The sequence below is a fragment of the Burkholderia sp. 22PA0099 genome (genome assembly GCF_047497165.1).
Classification (GTDB): domain Bacteria; phylum Pseudomonadota; class Gammaproteobacteria; order Burkholderiales; family Burkholderiaceae; genus Burkholderia.
Genome location: NZ_CP163165.1, coordinates 639,246 through 655,214, shown reverse-complemented (window position 1 = coordinate 655,214; position 15,969 = coordinate 639,246). Strand labels below are relative to the sequence as shown.

Here is a 15,969-nt window from a genome sequence, read left to right as displayed (position 1 = left end):
TTCGCCGTGCAGCCCTGCCGCGTCACGCGCCCTGGCTGGCCTGCACGGCCGCCACCGGCGCCGGCTTGTTCAGTTCGAAAAACGTGTAGGACAACGTGATGGTTTTCACATCCTTCGGCAGCGCCTTGTCGATCACGAACACCACCGGCATCTTGCGCGACTCGTTCGCCTTCAGCGTCTGCTGCGTGAAGCAGAAGCACTCGATCTTCTTGAAGTACTCGGTCGCCTGCTTCGGCGCGTAGCTCGGGATCGCCTGCGCGACGACCGGCCGGTCCTGCCCGTTGGTGACTTCGTACACCACCGTCATCACCTCGCCCGGATGCACGTCGAGGCTGCGCTGCTCGGGCCGGAAGCCGAGCGGCCCGCGCGCGTTCGCATCGAGTTCGACCGACACCGTGCGACTCAGGTCGACCTGCGTGTTGCGCGCCTCGCGCGCGCTGACATCGCGCTGCACGAGATTGTTGATGCCGGTCGCCTGACAGATCGCGCGATAGATCGGCACGAGCGCAAAGCCGAAACCGAACATCAGCGCCGCCACGATCACGAGCTTGATCAGCATCGTGCGGTTGAACAGGCTGTCGGCCTCGGCGATCGATTTCGACATGGTGAGGAATCCTCTCTGTCTGGGCCGGCGTCTACATCATGAGGTCGAAGCGATCCACTGATTGGCGACGGCGGCAATGAAGAATACGGCGACCACGGCAAGCAAAATCAGGCCGAGGCGCTTGTTGCCCGCGCGGATCTGCGCGGGTGTGCGTGCTTGTGAAGAGTGGCGGGTCATCGGCTCGGGCGGGTGGTGGGCGCCGCCGCCCGGGCCGGGCGACCAGCGCATGGTGCGTCAGTCGACCGTCGGCGGGTGCTCGAAGGTATGAAACGGTGCCGGGCTCGGGACCGTCCATTCCAGGCCGGTCGCCCCATCCCACGGCTTGTCGCCGGCTCGCTCCAGCTCGCCCCCGCCGCGATAGGCGGGCAGCACCACCGCGAACAGGAAGTACACCTGGGCAAGACCGAAGCCGAACGCGCCGATCGTCGCCACTTGGTTGAAATCGGTGAACTGCGCCGGGTAATCGGCGTAGCGGCGCGGCATGCCGGCCAGGCCGACGAAATGCATCGGGAAGAACGTGACGTTGAAGAAGATCATCGTCGCCCAGAAGTGGATCTTGCCGCGCATCTCGTTGTACATCCAGCCGGTCCATTTCGGCGACCAGTAGTACCAGCCCGAGAACAGCGCAAACAGCGAGCCGGCCACCAGCACGTAGTGGAAATGCGCCACCACGAAATAGGTGCCGTGATACTGGATGTCGAGCGGCGCCATCGCGAGCATCAGGCCCGTCAGGCCGCCGAACGTGAACACGAACAGGAAGCCGATCGAGAACAGCATGGGCGTCTCGAAGCTCAGCGAACCGCGCCACATGGTGGCGACCCAGTTGAACACCTTCACGCCGGTCGGCACCGCGATCAGCATCGTCGCGTACATGAAGAACAACTGGCCCGTGACCGGCATGCCGGTGGCGAACATGTGGTGCGCCCACACCATGAACGAGAGAATCGCGATCGAGGAGGTGGCGTACACCATCGAGCTGTAGCCGAACAGCGGCTTGCGCGAGAACGCCGGGATCACCTGGGAGACGATCCCGAACGCCGGCAGGATCATGATGTAGACCTCGGGATGCCCGAAGAACCAGAAGATGTGCTGGTACATCACCGGATCGCCGCCGCCGGCCGCGTTGAAGAACGAGGTGCCGAAGTGACGGTCGAACAGCACCATCGTGATCGCCCCCGCCAGCACCGGCATCACGGCGATCAACAGGTAGGCCGTGATCAGCCAGGTCCACGCGAACATCGGCATCTTCATCAGCGTCATGCCGGGCGCGCGCATGTTGAGGATGGTCACGACGATGTTGATGCCGCCCATGATCGACGAGGCGCCCATCAAGTGCACCGCGAAGATGGCGAAATCCATGCCCGGCCCCATCTGCGTCGAGAGCGGCGCGTAGAGCGTCCAGCCGGCCGCCGTGGCGCCGCCCGGCGCGAAGAACGAACCGACCAGCAGCACCGCCGCCACCGGCAGCAGCCAGAAGCTGAAGTTGTTCATGCGCGCGAAGGCCATGTCCGACGCACCGATCTGCAGCGGGATCATCCAGTTCGCGAAGCCGACGAACGCCGGCATGATCGCGCCGAACACCATGATCAAGCCGTGCATGGTGGTGAGCTGGTTGAAGAATTCGGGGCGCATGATCTGCAGGCCCGGCTCGAACAGCTCGGCGCGGATGCCGAGCGCCATCACGCCGCCCGACAGGAACATCACGAACGAGAACAGCAGATACAGCGTGCCGATGTCCTTGTGATTCGTTGCGAACAGCCAGCGGCGCCAACCATGCGGCAGCGCGTGCGCATGCTCGTCGTGCGCGTGGTCTGCGGGTACGTCGTGTCCAATGCTAGACATGGATGTCTCCTAATTCGTATTCCGATGCCGTCGGTCAGGACGACGAACGGTGGCTCAGGCGGCCGGTGCGATCTGTACCCGTCGCGCTTGTCTGGCGTCGGCGCCACCCGTGATCGCTTGCGGCTTTTGCAGCACGATGCGGCCCTCGGCCACGCCCGCGGCCTTGAGGGCGTCGCGCACGGCTTGTGCGCGGCGCTTGGCGAGATCGGCATTGGCAGCCGCCGACCCCGTCTTGTCCGTGTAACCCGACAACGTGAGCTTCGCATCGGCATGCGCGCTCGCATATTGCGCCGCCGCGTCGATCACGGCCCGGGCGTCACCCGGCAGGTCGCTCTTGCCGGTGTCGAAATAGACCGCGGCGGGCAGCGCGGCGGTTTGCGCCGCATCCGCCGCACCGGCATCCGACGCGCCCGTTGCCGCCGCAGCCTGCACCGATGCTTCGGATGCCGATGCATTCGCGGCCGGCGCGTTGCCGGCGGCCGGTGCCGCGCCGCCTTCGGGCATCTTGCCGTTGCGCGCGTCGGTCACCTGCTTCGGCTGCAGCGCGTCGCCCATGTGGTTGCCCCAGGCATTGCGTTCGTAGGTGATCACCGAGGCCAGATCGACATCGGACAGCGACGCCCAGCTCGGCATCGCGCCCTTGCCGTGCAGCACGATGTCGAGGTGCCCGGCGATCGGGCCGGTGGCGATCTTGCTGCCGTCGATGGCCGGGAACGCACCGAGGCCCTTGCCGTTCGGCTGGTGGCAGGCCGCGCAATTGGCCTTGTAGACGTCCTCACCGTGCGCCATCAGCTCGGCGCTGGTCCAGACCTTGTTCGGATCGAGCGTCGCGGCAGCGGCCTTGGCCTTTTCGTCCTTGACCCATTTGTCGTAATCGTCCGCCGACACGACCTTCACGACCACCGGCATGTAGGCGTGTTCCTTGCCGCACAGCTCGGTGCAGGAGCCGCGATAGGTGCCGATCTTGTCGGCCTTGAACCAGGCGTCGCGCACGAAGCCCGGGATCGCGTCCTGCTTGACGCCGAACGCCGGCACGGACCATGAATGGACCACGTCGTTGGCCGTGGTGATGATGCGGATCTTTTTGTCGACGGGCACCACGAGCGGGTTGTCGACTTCCTGCAGGTAGGTATCGCTGATCGGCTGCTGGCCGTTCACTTCGCTGCGCGGGGTGGTCAGCGTCGACACGAAGCTGATGCCCTCGCCCGGCCCCTTCACGTAGTCGTAGCCCCACTTCCACTGATAGCCCGTGACCTTGACGGTCAGATCGGCGTTGGTGGTGTCCTTCATGGCGACCACGGCCTTGGTGGCCGGCAGCGCCATCAGCACGACGATCACGAACGGCACGATCGTCCAGATGATTTCGACGGTGGTGCTTTCATGGAAATTCGCGGCCTTGTGGCCGCGCGATTTGCGGTGTGCGAAAACCGAATAGAACATCACGCCGAACACGCCGACGAAGATCACCGTGCAAAGGATCAGCATCATGGTGTGCAGGTCGTACAGTTCCTGCGCGATCTTCGTGACGGGGGGCTGGAGGTTGATCTCGTTGACGCGCGGCCCACCGGGGCTGTCGCCGACGGCCAGGGCAGCGCCGGACGCGAGTAACCCGCCTACCGCCAGCAAACCAATGAGGGCGCGATTGATTGTTTTCATGATTTCCTTACCCAAAATTGTCATTCCTACCCTCCCCCCACCCGCCCACGATGCCGGCGGCCGCCCCGATCAGCCGCATCGCCTCAACGACGCATGCAACTCACGAGCGAACTGGGCTCGCCGATATTGAGCGAGGTACTGCCCGACCACGACGCTCTGCCCGCGCGACACGACCCTGACCGGATCGCGCGGCGACGCCCCCGGTTCGACCCGCACCCAGCACGGGTTGAACTCGAAGCGCGTCAGTTGCTCGGCGCTCATCCGCTCGATCAGCAGACGATGCGGAAACAACCTGATGCGTTCGTAATCGACTGCGTGGCGCGCATAGATGGCGAATGCCGCGCCGACTGCCAACAACTCCGCGCCGGTGAATGGCAGCACGAGCCAGGCGCCGCGCCACCACAACAGCACGGCGATCGCGAGCGAGAACACGGCCAGCGACACGTAACACGCCACGAACTGGCGCGGCGAAACCGAACAATTGCGCTTGATGAGCCAATCCATCAAAACTGTTTCGGTGTCCGAGATACCTGTCGTTCCACTCATCGCTGCCTCTCGCGATCGGCATCGAAGCTGGCCCGAAACGGGCCTGCAGCCCTGTATTGCGGGGCGTTTACAGAATGGCAAACTGACGCATTATAGGCGTGAAAAACCGCATCTACAAGCAAGCCCCCGGCGCCGCCAAACCCATGCTGGACAAGCGTTTCAAGCATTTTAGGAGACTTTTTGGCGTCGTTTTCGAGCGCTAATTTCCGGCATAACGAAACCCCTCTTTACCGCATTAAATATTCTTGCGAGGGCCGCGTCCGATATCTTCCAGACGCACGATTCCATGACCTTCCGCGGTCATGCGCGGCGTGGCTTTCCAGGCGTGTCCGTAGATCACTTCAAAGCTCAAGGCGATGGTGCCGTCGTCGCGCCGACGCGCTTCGAGCGCATCGACCAACGCACGATAGGTGCGTGCCGGCAGGCGTTCGCCCGCGCCGCGCGCGAACGGATAGGCGCCCCAGCGCCGCACGTCGGCCAACAGCGAGGCGGCCGACTTGTAGGTGATCGTCAACGCTTCCTGATCCATCACGGGAATCTCGAAACCGCTTTCGACGAGCATGTCGCCGAGATCGTGCATGTCGACGAAGTCGATCACGTGTGGGCGCGGCGCGCAATCGGTAACGGCCTCAGCATCGGCATAAGCGGCACGCAATTCGCGCAGCGTATCGGGGCCGAGCGTGCTGAACATCAGCAGGCCACCCACGCGCAGCACGCGCTGCCATTCGGGAAACACGAGGTCCGGGCGCGAGTGCCAGTGCAGCGCGAGATTCGACCAGACGAAATCGAACGCACTGCCCGCGAACGGCAACGCCGCGAAATCGGCCTGCGCGAGACGCGGCCCGCGCTGGCCGAGCGCCTTCGACAGCGAGGCCGGCAGGAACCGCCGCCAGCTCGTATCGGCCGATTCCTGCGAGGCCGCACGCGCGAGCATCGCCGTGGATAGATCGACGCCATAGACAGGTGCCTCGGGAAACCGCGCGCGCAGCAGCGGCAGATCGTTGCCGACGCCGCAGCCCGCATCGAGCACGCCCGATGGATTCACCTTGATGTAGTCAAGACGTTCGCCCATGCGTTGGGCAATTTCTCGTGGCAGGAATGCAACCGCGTCGAAGACGGCGGCACGGCGATCGAAGATCCGCTGCAGATGCCGGGGATCATTGGCCGGACGGCCGGAGGGTGCGGAAACGGAGGACATGTCGGGCAAACTGGCGAAGTGCGCGAAGTATACTCGCTAGCCTCGCGTGCTTCAGTGCGAGCGGCCCGCGTGGAGAAACCCGATGAACATCACCGCCGTATTGCGCCGCAGCATGTCGGCCGGGCTCGCTGGGGCGCTGCGCATGGCTTGCCGACGCGCGATTGCCGTTGCGCTGCCGAATCTGTGTGCGTTGTGCGGCAATTCGTCACGCAACGTGCTGTGTGAAGCCTGCGACGCGGCGTACTGGAACGAGTCGCGCCTGCGCTGTACCCAATGCGCGCTGCCGCTTGCTGCGCGGCAACCGCATCGGCAACGCGCGCCGGCCGGGCATCGCACCGATTACCGTTGCGACCGCTGCCGCACCGCACCACCGCCGTTCGATGCAACGCTCGCGCTGGCAGACTATCGCGCGCCGCTCGATACGCTGGTGCTCGATCTGAAGTTCCGCGCGCGGCTCGCCGTCGGTACGCTGTTCGGCGAGCGGCTCGCGCGCATGGCCGCCGATGCGCCGGCCGGCGATCCGCGGCCCGACGTGATCGTGCCCGCGCCGCTGTCGCGGCAACGGCTCGTCGAGCGCGGCTACAACCAGGCCTGGGCGATCGCACAGCCGCTCGCACGCACCCTCGGCGTGCCAGCCGATGCGCGACTCGTGGCGCGCGCCGTGCACACCGCGCCGCAATCGCGGCTCGACGAAGCAGCGCGGCGCGCCAACGTCGCGCGCGCGTTCGTCGTTGCGGGCGAGGTGCGCGGGCTGCATGTAGGCGTCGTCGACGACGTCATGACGTCGGGCGCCACGCTCGACGCGCTGGCCGCAAGGCTGAAGGCAGCGGGCGCGCGGCGCGTGACGAACTACGTCGCGCTGCGCACCGCGAAGGATTAGCGGGGCCGAAGCGGCTTGGGCAAGCGCCGGCCTCGCGCTGCAGAACCCCATCTGCATCACGCATCAACGAACTGGAAACGAACATGTTCAACGTCGTACTCGTCGAACCCGAAATCCCGCCGAACACCGGCAACGTGATCCGCCTGTGCGCGAATACCGGCGCGCGGCTGCATCTGATCGAGCCGCTCGGCTTCCCGCTCGACGACGCGAAGCTGCGTCGCGCCGGGCTCGATTATCACGAATACGCGCAGATGAACGTGCATCGCGACTGGGACGCGTTCCTCGACAAGGAAACGCCCGACCCGGCGCGCCTGTTCGCATTCACCACGCGCGGCTCGGGCCGCTTCCACGATCACGCGTTCACGCCCGGCGACTGGTTCGTGTTCGGTGCGGAAACGCGCGGCCTCAGCGAGGCGCTGCTGGCGCGCTTTCCGAACGAGCAACGCGTGCGTCTGCCGATGCGGCCCGGCAATCGCAGCCTCAATCTGTCGAATACGGTGGCGGTGGTGGTGTTCGAAGCGTGGCGCCAGGCCGGCTTCGAAGGCGGCGAGTAATTCGCTTGCCTCACGCGTTCACTTCACGCGCTTGCCGTCAGAGCCGCGCCAGTTCGGCGTTGTAGTGGTCGAGCATGTCGTCGCTGAAGCAGGCGAACACGATGCGCGTGAAGCCCGCGCCGGGCAGCATCGACACCACCGTGCTGACGGCGATCGCCGTGGCCACCTCGGGCGGAAACCGGTACGCGCCGCAACTGATCGCCGGGAAGGCCAGCGACGCGCAGCCGGCCGCGGCCGCCACTTCGAGCGAGCGCCGGTAGCACGCGGCAAGCTGCTCGGCCTCGCCCGACATCCCGCCGTGCCACACCGGGCCGACCGCATGGATCACATGCCGCGCCGGCAGCCGGTAGCCATGGGTGAGCTTCGCGTCACCCGTCGTGCAGCCGCCCAGCGTCTGGCATTCGGCCAGCAGTTCGGGGCCGGCCGCGCGATGGATCGCGCCGTCGACGCCGCTGCCGCCGAGCAGCGATTCGTTCGCCGCGTTGACGATCGCGTCGACCGTCAGCGTGGTGATGTCGACGACACGCGCTTCGATGCGCGTCGAACCGATCGTGAGCATGCAGGCCTCCCATCGGGGGCAATCTCGATAAGGCAAGCGTAGGCGCGATGACGGCGCGGCGCCAGAAACCGAACCGTTTGTTGCGCTTTACGCAGGCGGCAACATGGCAGTTCCGGCCGGAGCACAGCAGCGCATTGCCCGACATTCAACGCCGATCGGCATTCAATCAGGAAAGTTGACGGAGATTCATCAGATATCTCCCGTCCGATGATGGCAACCGGCCAGGCCTCGTTCAAGCCCGTTCCAGCGTGCAGGGCGGCGCTTGCGGCCGCCTGAATTCACTCGGCCTTGGCGTCGCGGCGCAGCAGCCCGCTGACGGCATCGCGCGCGGCGACACCCTCGAACAGCACGCTGCAGACCGCTTCGGTGATCGGCATATCGATCGACTGCGCGCGCGCCAGCGCCAGCACCGCGCGGGCGCAGCGCACGCCTTCGGCCACATGGCCGAGCGCGGCGAGGATCTCGTCGAGCGACAAGCCGGCCGCCAGTTGCAGGCCGACCTTGCGATTGCGCGACAGATCGCCGGTGGCGGTCAGGATCAGGTCGCCCAGGCCGGTCAGGCCCGTGAACGTTTCGGCACGGCCGCCGAGCGCCACGCCGAGCCGCGACATCTCGGCCAGCCCGCGCGTGATCAGTGCGGCGCGCGCGTTCAGGCCCAGCCCGAGCCCGTCGGCGATGCCGGTAGCGATCGCCAGCACGTTCTTGACCGCGCCCCCCACTTCGACGCCGACCACGTCGTCGCCGGTATAGATGCGCATCGCGCCGTGATGGAACGCTCCGAGCGTGCGATCGCGGCACGCCGCCGAACTGCTGGCGACCGTCAACGCAACCGGCAGGCCCTGCGCCACCTCGCGCGCGAAGCTCGGCCCCGACAGCACGCCGTGGCTCGCATGCCCCGGCAGCGCTTCGGCGATCATCTGGTGCGGCATCAATTCCGTTTCGGCTTCGAAGCCCTTGCAGACCCAGATCACGTGCGCCGGCACGCGCGGCGCGGCGCGCATCGCGGCGCACAGTGCGCGCAGCCCGGCCACGGGCGCACCAATCACGCAGAGCGCGTCGGCGGCGGCCGCATGATCGAGCGCGATCGCGAGATCGGGCTCGCAGCGCAGCGCGGCCGGCAACGGCACGCCGGGCAGGTAGCGGGAATTTTCATGATGGGCGGCCAGCCCCGAGAGGAGCGCGCGATCGCGCGCCCACAACAGCGTATCGTGCCGCGCGGCCAGATGCGCGGCAAGCGCGGTGCCCCACGCACCGGCGCCGAGAACAGCAACTTTCATAGACCCAGCACCGGTTCGTGGGAAGCGCTCAGTTCAGCGTCGCGCCGTTGGCGCCACCCTGCTGCTGGGTGATTTGCGCCAGACGTTGCTCGTAGAGCGCCTGGAAGTTGATTTCCGCGAGGTGGATCGGCGGGAAACCGGCACGCGTGATAGCGTCGGCGATGTTCGAGCGCAGGTACGGGAACAGGATCGTCGGGCAGGCGATGCCGACCAGCGGATCGAGCTGCTCTTCCGGGATGTTGCGGATGTCGAAAATACCCGCTTGCTTGGCTTCGATCAGGAACGCGACCTTGTCCTTCACCTTCGCCGTGACGGTACCCGACACGATCACTTCGTACACGCTTTCGGCCAGACGTTCGGCCTTCACGTCGACTTCCACTTCAACCGACGGCATGTCCTGCTCGAGGAAAATCGCCGGCGAATTCGGCTGCTCGAGCGACAGATCCTTCAGGTAGATACGCTGGATGTTGAAGAACGGCTGGTTTTCGACGTCGGACATGTTGGCTCCCTAAAAATGATGTGACGGCGGCCGGTTTTGACCGACCACCCGATTGTCTTGACATGCCCGCACGGCACGTTGCCCCGCCCCGGCGCCCGGGAGGCGACATTCTGCCGGAATCAGGCGGCTTCCAGAAGCGGCAGCAGGCCGCCTTCGCGATCGAGTTTCGACAGGTCGTCGTAGCCGCCGACATGCGTTTCGCCGATGTAGATCTGCGGCACGGTGCGACGCCCGGTGCGCTCCATCATCTCGGCGCGGCGCGCGGGTTCCTTGTCGATCAGCACCTTCTCGATCAGCTCGACGCCGCGCTGCTTCAGCAGGCGCTCGGCCATCATGCAATACGGGCAGACCTGCGTGCTGTACATGACTACTTTGTTCACTTCGCCACTCCTTGTTTGACAACCGGCATGCCGGCCTTCTGCCACTCGGCAACGCCGCCTTGCAGTACATGGACTTCGCCGTAGCCGGCTTCGCGAGCGACCTTGGCCGCCTTGTTCGATTGCTGGCCGTTCTGGCAAACCAGCAGCAGCGGTGCGCTCTTGTTCTTGGCAACCTGGCCCAGCTTGGTCGAGAGCTCCGCGTATTCGACCGAGCGCGACGCCGGCAGGTGCCCGACCGCGTATTCGGCGGACGGCCGCAGGTCGATGACGATCGCGTTGCGGCGATTGATCAGTTGGGTCGCCTCGGCGCTCGACAGGCCGCCGCCCCCGCGACGCAGCGTCGGGAAGACCAGCAAACCACCCGAAACGAGCAGGATCGCGATGAGCGCAAGGTTGAAGTAATCGGTAAAGAACGTCACGGAGGATCCGCCGCTAAAAAGAGAAATCGAAAAGGACAATCCCGCCATTATAAAATAACCGCTACGACACGATGGCGCACCCGCAACGAACGCGCCTTCCGGCCCGCTTCCTCACTACCGACCTGCAAGCTATCGCTATGTACAAGCTCGTTCTCATCCGCCACGGCGAATCGACCTGGAACAAGGAAAACCGCTTCACCGGCTGGGTCGACGTCGACCTGACCGAGCAAGGCAACCACGAGGCGCGCCAGGCCGGCGTGCTGCTGAAGGAAGCCGGTTACGCGTTCGACATCGCCTACACGTCGGTGCTCAAGCGCGCGATCCGCACGCTGTGGCACGTGCAGGACCAGATGGACCAGATGTACCTGCCGGTGGTCCATTCGTGGCGCCTCAACGAACGCCACTATGGCGCGCTGTCGGGCCTGAACAAGGCCGAGACGGCCGCCAAGTTCGGCGACGAGCAGGTGCTCGTCTGGCGCCGCAGCTACGACACGCCGCCGCCGGCGCTGGAGTCGACCGACGAGCGCGCGCCGTTCGCCGACCCGCGCTACGCCAAGGTGCCGCGCGAGCAACTGCCGCTCACCGAATGCCTGAAGGACACCGTGGCCCGCGTGCTGCCGCTGTGGAGCGAGTCGATCGCGCCGGCGGTCAAGGCCGGCAAGCAGGTGCTGATCGCCGCGCACGGCAACTCGCTGCGCGCGCTGATCAAGTACCTCGACGGCATTTCGGATGCCGACATCGTCGGCCTGAACATCCCGAACGGCGTGCCGCTCGTCTATGAACTCGACGAGAACCTCAAGCCGATCAAGCATTACTACCTCGGCGACCAGGCCGCCATCGCGGCCGCGCAAGCCGCCGTCGCGCAACAGGGCAAGTCGAAGTAAGCGCGGCGCCGGCACGACACAGTAGCGGTCGCGTCGGTCAGCCGCGTGTCAGGTTCGCGCCAGCCAGCCGCTTCACGCAGCGCGAATCGGCTCGATCCGGTTGAAATCGGCTCGAAACGGCACGGCGGGGTCGTCGCAAATTCACGAGAACCCCGCCGCGCCGCCGCTGTCGAACCCGCTTCGTCGTCGCTTCCGCCCGCAACGGCGAAGCATTCGAACGATCGGGGATATACTTGTCCGTCCTCACACCTTCAAGCCATAGCCACACGCGCTTTCCGACGCACACGATCCTATGCGAATGAAATTGAAGAATATCGGCCTCGTTGCCGCGGGCCTTGCCACCGGTGTTTTCGCGACGCTCCAAATTTCGGCGTCCGCCCAGCAAGCCACGATCACGACGCCGCTGCCGCTCGACCAACTGCGGCTGTTCGCCGAGGTGTTCGGCCAGATCAAGCGTGAATACGTCGAACCGGTCGACGACAAGAAACTGCTGACCGCCGCGATCAAGGGCATGGTGTCGAGCCTCGACCCGCACTCGTCCTATCTCGACAAGACCGATTACCAGGAACTGCAGGAACAGACGAAGGGCAGCTTCGCCGGCCTGGGCATCGAAATTTCGCAGGAAGACGGCCTGATCAAGGTCATCTCGCCGATCGAGGACACCCCCGCGTTCCGCGCCGGCATCCGTCCGGGCGACCTGATCACCCGCATCAACGACAAGCCCGTACGCGGCATGACGCTCGACAAGGCCGTCAAGCAGATGCGCGGCGATCCGGGCACCAAGGTCACGCTGACCCTCTTCCGCAAGACCGACGACCGCACCTTCCCGGTGTCGGTCACGCGCGCCATCATCAAGGTGCAGAGCGTGAAGATGAAGATGCTGGATCCGGGCTACGCCTACATCCGCATCACCAGCTTCCAGGAACGCACCACGCCCGATCTCGCAGCCCGCCTGCAGGACATCGCGCGTCAGCAGCCGAACCTGAAGGGCCTCGTGGTCGACCTGCGCAACAACGGCGGCGGCCTGCTGCAGAGCGCGGTCGGCGTGGCCGGCGCGTTCCTGCCGCCGAACTCGGTGGTGGTGTCGACCAACGGCCAGATCCCCGATTCGAAGCAGGTCTATCGCGACGACTACGACAACTACCGTCTGCCGACCTTCGATTCCGATCCGCTGAAGAACCTGCCGGCCGTCTTCAAGACCGTGCCGATGATCGTGCTGACCAACGCCTATTCGGCGTCGGCATCGGAAATCGTCGCCGGCGCGCTGCAGGATTCGCACCGCGCGCAGATCATGGGCAAGACCACGTTCGGCAAGGGCTCGGTGCAAACCGTGCGTCCGCTGACCGCCGACACCGGCCTGCGCCTGACCACGGCGTACTACTACACGCCGAGCGGCCGTTCGATCCAGAACAAGGGCATCGTGCCGGATATCCCGGTCGATCAGTTCGCCGACGGCGATCCGGACGACGTGCTCGTCACGCGCGAAGTGGATTACACGAACCACCTCGCGAACACCCAGGATCCGAACGAGAAGAAGGAACTCGAGGCCCGCGAACAGCGCCGTCTCGACCAGCTTCGCATTCTCGAGGAGCAGAACGACAAGAAGACGCCGGAGCAGCGCGAGAAGGATCGCAACCGCAAGCCGGTGGAATTCGGCAGCGCCGACGACTTCATGCTCCAGCAAGCGCTGGCCAAGCTCGAAGGCAAGCCGGTTCAGGAATCGAAGTCGCTGCTGGCCGAAAGCACCTCGAAGCCGTTGACGGCAGCCGCAGCCGCGCCGTCGGCCTCGGCACCGAAGGTCACGGCGCCGGCCAAGCCGGCGGCAGCCAAGCCGGCCTCGGCGACCAAGTAAGCCGGTCGCTGCGCCTGCAACGGGCCATCGCGGCGCTGCCGCGGTGGCCCGTTTCCTTTGTGCGGCCGTCGGCCCGTGCCCGGCAGCCGGCAGGTGAACGCGCCTAAAATAGCGGCTGAAGCCAAAGCCAAGCACGGCGCCCAATCCGCAATCCGCCCCGCGATGAACGACGAACAACTGCTCCGCTATTCCCGCCACATCCTCGTCGACGAGATCGGCATCGAGGCGCAGCAGCGCTTTCTCGACGCGCATGCGCTCGTGATCGGCGCCGGCGGCCTCGGCTCGCCGGCCGCGATGTATCTGGCGGCGTCCGGCGTCGGCACGATCATGCTGGTGGACGCCGACACCGTCGACCTGACCAACCTGCAACGGCAGATCCTGCACGTCACCGAATCGATCGGCCAGCCCAAGGTGGCGTCGGGCCGCGAGGCGCTCGCGCGGCTCAACCCGGAGGTGACCGTGCACGCCGTGGCCGAGCGCGCCGACGCGGCCTGGCTCGATGCGGCCGTGCCGCGCGCGAGCGTGGTGCTCGATTGCAGCGACAACTTCGCGACGCGCCATGCGATCAACCGCGCCTGTGCGGCGCACGGCGTGCCGCTCGTATCGGGTGCGGCGCTGCGCTTCGACGGCCAGATCAGCACGTTCGATTTCCGCGATCCGGCCTCGCCCTGCTACGCCTGCGTGTTTCCCGAGGATCAGCCGTTCGAGGAAACGGCCTGCTCGACGATGGGCGTGTTCGCGCCGACCGTCGGCATCATCGGCGCGATGCAGGCGGCCGAGGCGCTGCGCGTGATCGGCGGCATCGGCGAGCCGCTCGTGGGCCGGCTGATGATGCTCGATTCGCTGCGCATGGAATGGAACACGATGCGCATCGCGCGGCAACCCGACTGCCCTGTCTGCGGCGGCCGGCACTGAACGACGCGGGCAAAACGAAACGGCGGCACATCGTTGCGATGCGCCGCCGTTTCGTTTTGCCGCCGTGAAACGCGCTCAGGCCGCCATGTCGGCCTTAGGTTCCGCCGCCGACAACTGCTTGAGCGCAAGCTGCACGTCTTCCGGTTCGTAGGACGCCAGCACGTCGGCGGTGGGCTTCTCCAGCGCCTTCAGGTGCGCACGCAGGATTTCCTGCTTGACCACCAGCAACTGGCTCGGATGCATCGAGAACTCGGTCAGGCCCATGCCGAGCAGCAGGCGCGTCATCGCCGGGTCGCCAGCCATTTCCCCGCATACCGACACCGGCACGCCGGCCCGCTTGGCCTCGCGCAGCGTGAACGCGATCAGGTGCAGCACGGCCGGATGCAGCGGGTCGTACAGGTGCGCGACCTCGTTGTCGGCGCGATCGATCGCCAGCGTGTACTGGATCAGATCGTTGGTGCCGATCGACAGGAAATCGACGCGCTTGAGGAACAGCGGCACCGCGATCGCCGCGGCCGGAATCTCGATCATCGCGCCGACCTGCACGTTCGGATCGTAGGCCATGCCGGCATCGTCGAGCTGGCGCTTCGCCTCGCGGATCAGGTCGAGCGTCTGGTCGATCTCCTGCGCGTGCGCGAGCATCGGAATCAGGATCTTGACCGGCCCGGTGGCCGACGCGCGCAGGATCGCGCGCAACTGCGTGAGGAACATCTGCGGCTCGGACAGGCTCCAGCGGATCGCGCGCAGCCCGAGCGCCGGGTTCGGCGCCGTTTCGTAGCCTTCGTCGTGCGAATCGAGCGGCTTGTCGGCGCCCACGTCGATGGTGCGGATCGTCACCGGCATGCCGTTCATCAGCTCGACGGCGCGGCGGTAGGCGCGGAACTGCTCTTCCTCCTCGGCCAGCGCGTGCACGTCGTTCATGAACAGGAACTCGGTGCGGAACAGGCCGACGCCCACCGCGCCCGCATCCACGGCTGTTTTCGCGTCGTCGGGCAATTCGATATTGGCGAGCAGCTCGATCTTGGTGCCGCACAGCGTTTGCGTCGGCGAGAACTTCAGCCGCTGCAGCTTGCGCTGTTCGAGCGCCTTCTCCGATTGCCGGTACGAATATTCCTCGAGCACGATCGGCGCGGGATCGACGATCACGATGCCCTGATCGCCGTCGACGATGATCACGTCGTTCTGGCGAATCAGCGCGCTCGCGTGCTGCACGCCGACCGACGCCGGAATGCCGAGGCTGCGCGCGACGATCGCCGTGTGCGAGGTGCGCCCGCCGAGATCGGTGACGAACGCGCGGAACGCCTGGTTCTTGAACTGCATCATGTCGGCCGGCGCGATGTCGTGCGCGACCACGATCATGTCGTCCTTGCCACTGGCCGCGCCGCCAAGTGCCTGCGAGGCCGACGGCGCGCCGGCCAGCGCCTTCAGCACGCGCTCGACCACCTGCTGGATGTCGGCCTTGCGCTCGCGCAGGTACTCGTCCTCGATGTCGTCGAAATGGCCGACGATCACATCGAGCTGCTCGGTCAGCGCCCACTCGGCGTTGTAGCGGCGGTCGCGGATCAGATCGATGGTTTCCTGCACGAGCATCGCGTCGTTGAGGATCATCGAATGGACGTCGATGAAGGCGGCCACCTCGCTCGGCGTCTCTTCGGTCAGGTCGGCGCGCAGCGCGTCGAGCTCGCCGCGCACGGCCAGCAAGGCCGCGCGCAATCGGTCGACCTCGGCGTCGAGCTGCAGCGCCTCGACGAGGTAATGCGCGACGTCGAGCGCCGCCGGCGCGATCAGATACGCACGACCGATCGCGATGCCTCTCGAAACGGGAATTCCTTGCAGCGTGAACGACACGCGCACCTCCTGTGAGTCCGGTCTGCCGCGGCCCATCGCCGCGCTGCGCATATGAC

At 66.0% G+C, this 15,969-nt stretch carries 17 protein-coding genes; 5 read left to right on the top strand and 12 right to left on the bottom strand.

Annotation, left to right across the window (positions count from 1 at the left end; translation table 11 throughout):
- Window positions 1–22 precede the first annotated feature (22 nt).
- The 6 genes from AB4851_RS18200 to AB4851_RS18175 all read right to left on the bottom strand — a co-directional run bounded on the left by AB4851_RS18200 (window position 23) and on the right by AB4851_RS18175 (window position 5,846).
- Complete coding sequence (locus AB4851_RS18200; protein ID WP_414450943.1) at window positions 23–604, bottom strand: cytochrome c oxidase assembly protein; 582 nt, start codon at window positions 602–604, stop codon at window positions 23–25.
- 36 nt (window positions 605–640) lie between these two features.
- Window positions 641–781 (bottom strand): cytochrome oxidase small assembly protein, encoded by a 141-nt coding sequence (locus AB4851_RS18195; protein ID WP_414445665.1) that lies wholly within the window; start codon window positions 779–781, stop codon window positions 641–643.
- Window positions 782–838: 57 nt separating this feature from the next.
- On the bottom strand, window positions 839–2,446 hold the full coding sequence (ctaD, locus tag AB4851_RS18190) for a cytochrome c oxidase subunit I (protein WP_414443153.1): 1,608 nt from the start codon (window positions 2,444–2,446) through the stop codon (window positions 839–841).
- Window positions 2,447–2,500: 54 nt separating this feature from the next.
- Entirely contained in the window at window positions 2,501–4,126 is a 1,626-nt protein-coding gene (gene coxB, locus AB4851_RS18185; protein ID WP_414450942.1) for a cytochrome c oxidase subunit II, read from the bottom strand.
- A gap of 45 nt (window positions 4,127–4,171) precedes the next feature.
- Window positions 4,172–4,648 (bottom strand): DUF2244 domain-containing protein, encoded by a 477-nt coding sequence (locus tag AB4851_RS18180; protein ID WP_414443155.1) that lies wholly within the window; start codon window positions 4,646–4,648, stop codon window positions 4,172–4,174.
- Between the two features lie 235 nt (window positions 4,649–4,883).
- Window positions 4,884–5,846: a methyltransferase domain-containing protein gene (locus tag AB4851_RS18175; protein WP_414450941.1), complete on the bottom strand. Its 963-nt coding sequence runs from the start codon at window positions 5,844–5,846 to the stop codon at window positions 4,884–4,886.
- An 82-nt stretch (window positions 5,847–5,928) separates the two neighbouring features.
- On the opposite strand from AB4851_RS18175, the gene AB4851_RS18170 reads away from it, so the two are divergent.
- Complete coding sequence (locus tag AB4851_RS18170) at window positions 5,929–6,726, top strand: ComF family protein (RefSeq protein WP_414450940.1); 798 nt, start codon at window positions 5,929–5,931, stop codon at window positions 6,724–6,726.
- A gap of 83 nt (window positions 6,727–6,809) precedes the next feature.
- Complete coding sequence (gene trmL / locus AB4851_RS18165) at window positions 6,810–7,280, top strand: tRNA (uridine(34)/cytosine(34)/5-carboxymethylaminomethyluridine(34)-2'-O)-methyltransferase TrmL (protein WP_206129623.1); 471 nt, start codon at window positions 6,810–6,812, stop codon at window positions 7,278–7,280.
- A gap of 37 nt (window positions 7,281–7,317) precedes the next feature.
- On the opposite strand, the gene AB4851_RS18160 is transcribed toward trmL, so the two are convergent.
- The 5 genes from AB4851_RS18160 to AB4851_RS18140 form a co-directional block, all read right to left on the bottom strand.
- Window positions 7,318–7,839 carry an O-acetyl-ADP-ribose deacetylase gene (locus tag AB4851_RS18160; protein ID WP_414450939.1) on the bottom strand — a complete coding sequence of 174 codons (522 nt, stop codon included), beginning with the start codon at window positions 7,837–7,839 and terminating at the stop codon, window positions 7,318–7,320.
- Window positions 7,840–8,117: 278 nt separating this feature from the next.
- Entirely contained in the window at window positions 8,118–9,116 is a 999-nt protein-coding gene (locus tag AB4851_RS18155) for an NAD(P)H-dependent glycerol-3-phosphate dehydrogenase (protein ID WP_414450938.1), read from the bottom strand.
- A 28-nt stretch (window positions 9,117–9,144) separates the two neighbouring features.
- Entirely contained in the window at window positions 9,145–9,615 is a 471-nt protein-coding gene (gene secB / locus AB4851_RS18150) for a protein-export chaperone SecB (protein ID WP_414443160.1), read from the bottom strand.
- Between the two features lie 119 nt (window positions 9,616–9,734).
- Entirely contained in the window at window positions 9,735–9,995 is a 261-nt protein-coding gene (gene grxC, locus AB4851_RS18145) for a glutaredoxin 3 (RefSeq protein ID WP_414443161.1), read from the bottom strand.
- Window positions 9,992–10,414: a rhodanese-like domain-containing protein gene (locus AB4851_RS18140; protein WP_414445666.1), complete on the bottom strand. Its 423-nt coding sequence runs from the start codon at window positions 10,412–10,414 to the stop codon at window positions 9,992–9,994. The genes grxC and AB4851_RS18140 overlap by 4 nt, the downstream gene beginning before the upstream one ends.
- Window positions 10,415–10,551: 137 nt before the next feature.
- On the opposite strand from AB4851_RS18140, the gene gpmA reads away from it, so the two are divergent.
- The 3 genes from gpmA (at window position 10,552) to AB4851_RS18125 (ending at window position 14,065) form a co-directional block, all read left to right on the top strand.
- Window positions 10,552–11,298 (top strand): 2,3-diphosphoglycerate-dependent phosphoglycerate mutase, encoded by a 747-nt coding sequence (gene gpmA / locus AB4851_RS18135; RefSeq protein ID WP_414443162.1) that lies wholly within the window; start codon window positions 10,552–10,554, stop codon window positions 11,296–11,298.
- A 292-nt stretch (window positions 11,299–11,590) separates the two neighbouring features.
- Complete coding sequence (locus AB4851_RS18130; RefSeq protein WP_414450937.1) at window positions 11,591–13,150, top strand: S41 family peptidase; 1,560 nt, start codon at window positions 11,591–11,593, stop codon at window positions 13,148–13,150.
- A gap of 162 nt (window positions 13,151–13,312) precedes the next feature.
- A complete protein-coding gene (locus AB4851_RS18125) occupies window positions 13,313–14,065 on the top strand; it encodes a HesA/MoeB/ThiF family protein (RefSeq protein WP_414450936.1) in 753 nt (250 codons plus the stop codon).
- A 75-nt stretch (window positions 14,066–14,140) separates the two neighbouring features.
- Here the strand turns inward: AB4851_RS18125 and ptsP are convergent, their stop codons facing one another.
- Complete coding sequence (gene ptsP, locus AB4851_RS18120) at window positions 14,141–15,964, bottom strand: phosphoenolpyruvate--protein phosphotransferase (RefSeq protein WP_414450935.1); 1,824 nt, start codon at window positions 15,962–15,964, stop codon at window positions 14,141–14,143.
- Window positions 15,965–15,969: the final 5 nt, after the last annotated feature.

Coding starts and splice junctions, on each gene's coding strand:
- AB4851_RS18160 (WP_414450939.1), bottom strand. CDS start 7,839: ATGCTCACGATCGGTTCGACGCGCATCGAAGCGCGTGTCGTCGACATC.
- AB4851_RS18180 (WP_414443155.1), bottom strand. CDS start 4,648: ATGAGTGGAACGACAGGTATCTCGGACACCGAAACAGTTTTGATGGAT.
- AB4851_RS18155 (WP_414450938.1), bottom strand. CDS start 9,116: ATGAAAGTTGCTGTTCTCGGCGCCGGTGCGTGGGGCACCGCGCTTGCC.
- AB4851_RS18130 (WP_414450937.1), top strand. CDS start 11,591: ATGCGAATGAAATTGAAGAATATCGGCCTCGTTGCCGCGGGCCTTGCC.
- AB4851_RS18200 (WP_414450943.1), bottom strand. CDS start 604: ATGTCGAAATCGATCGCCGAGGCCGACAGCCTGTTCAACCGCACGATG.
- ptsP (WP_414450935.1), bottom strand. CDS start 15,964: ATGCGCAGCGCGGCGATGGGCCGCGGCAGACCGGACTCACAGGAGGTG.
- secB (WP_414443160.1), bottom strand. CDS start 9,615: ATGTCCGACGTCGAAAACCAGCCGTTCTTCAACATCCAGCGTATCTAC.
- AB4851_RS18170 (WP_414450940.1), top strand. CDS start 5,929: ATGAACATCACCGCCGTATTGCGCCGCAGCATGTCGGCCGGGCTCGCT.
- trmL (WP_206129623.1), top strand. CDS start 6,810: ATGTTCAACGTCGTACTCGTCGAACCCGAAATCCCGCCGAACACCGGC.
- AB4851_RS18195 (WP_414445665.1), bottom strand. CDS start 781: ATGACCCGCCACTCTTCACAAGCACGCACACCCGCGCAGATCCGCGCG.
- ctaD (WP_414443153.1), bottom strand. CDS start 2,446: ATGTCTAGCATTGGACACGACGTACCCGCAGACCACGCGCACGACGAG.
- AB4851_RS18125 (WP_414450936.1), top strand. CDS start 13,313: ATGAACGACGAACAACTGCTCCGCTATTCCCGCCACATCCTCGTCGAC.
- gpmA (WP_414443162.1), top strand. CDS start 10,552: ATGTACAAGCTCGTTCTCATCCGCCACGGCGAATCGACCTGGAACAAG.
- coxB (WP_414450942.1), bottom strand. CDS start 4,126: ATGACAATTTTGGGTAAGGAAATCATGAAAACAATCAATCGCGCCCTC.
- AB4851_RS18175 (WP_414450941.1), bottom strand. CDS start 5,846: ATGTCCTCCGTTTCCGCACCCTCCGGCCGTCCGGCCAATGATCCCCGG.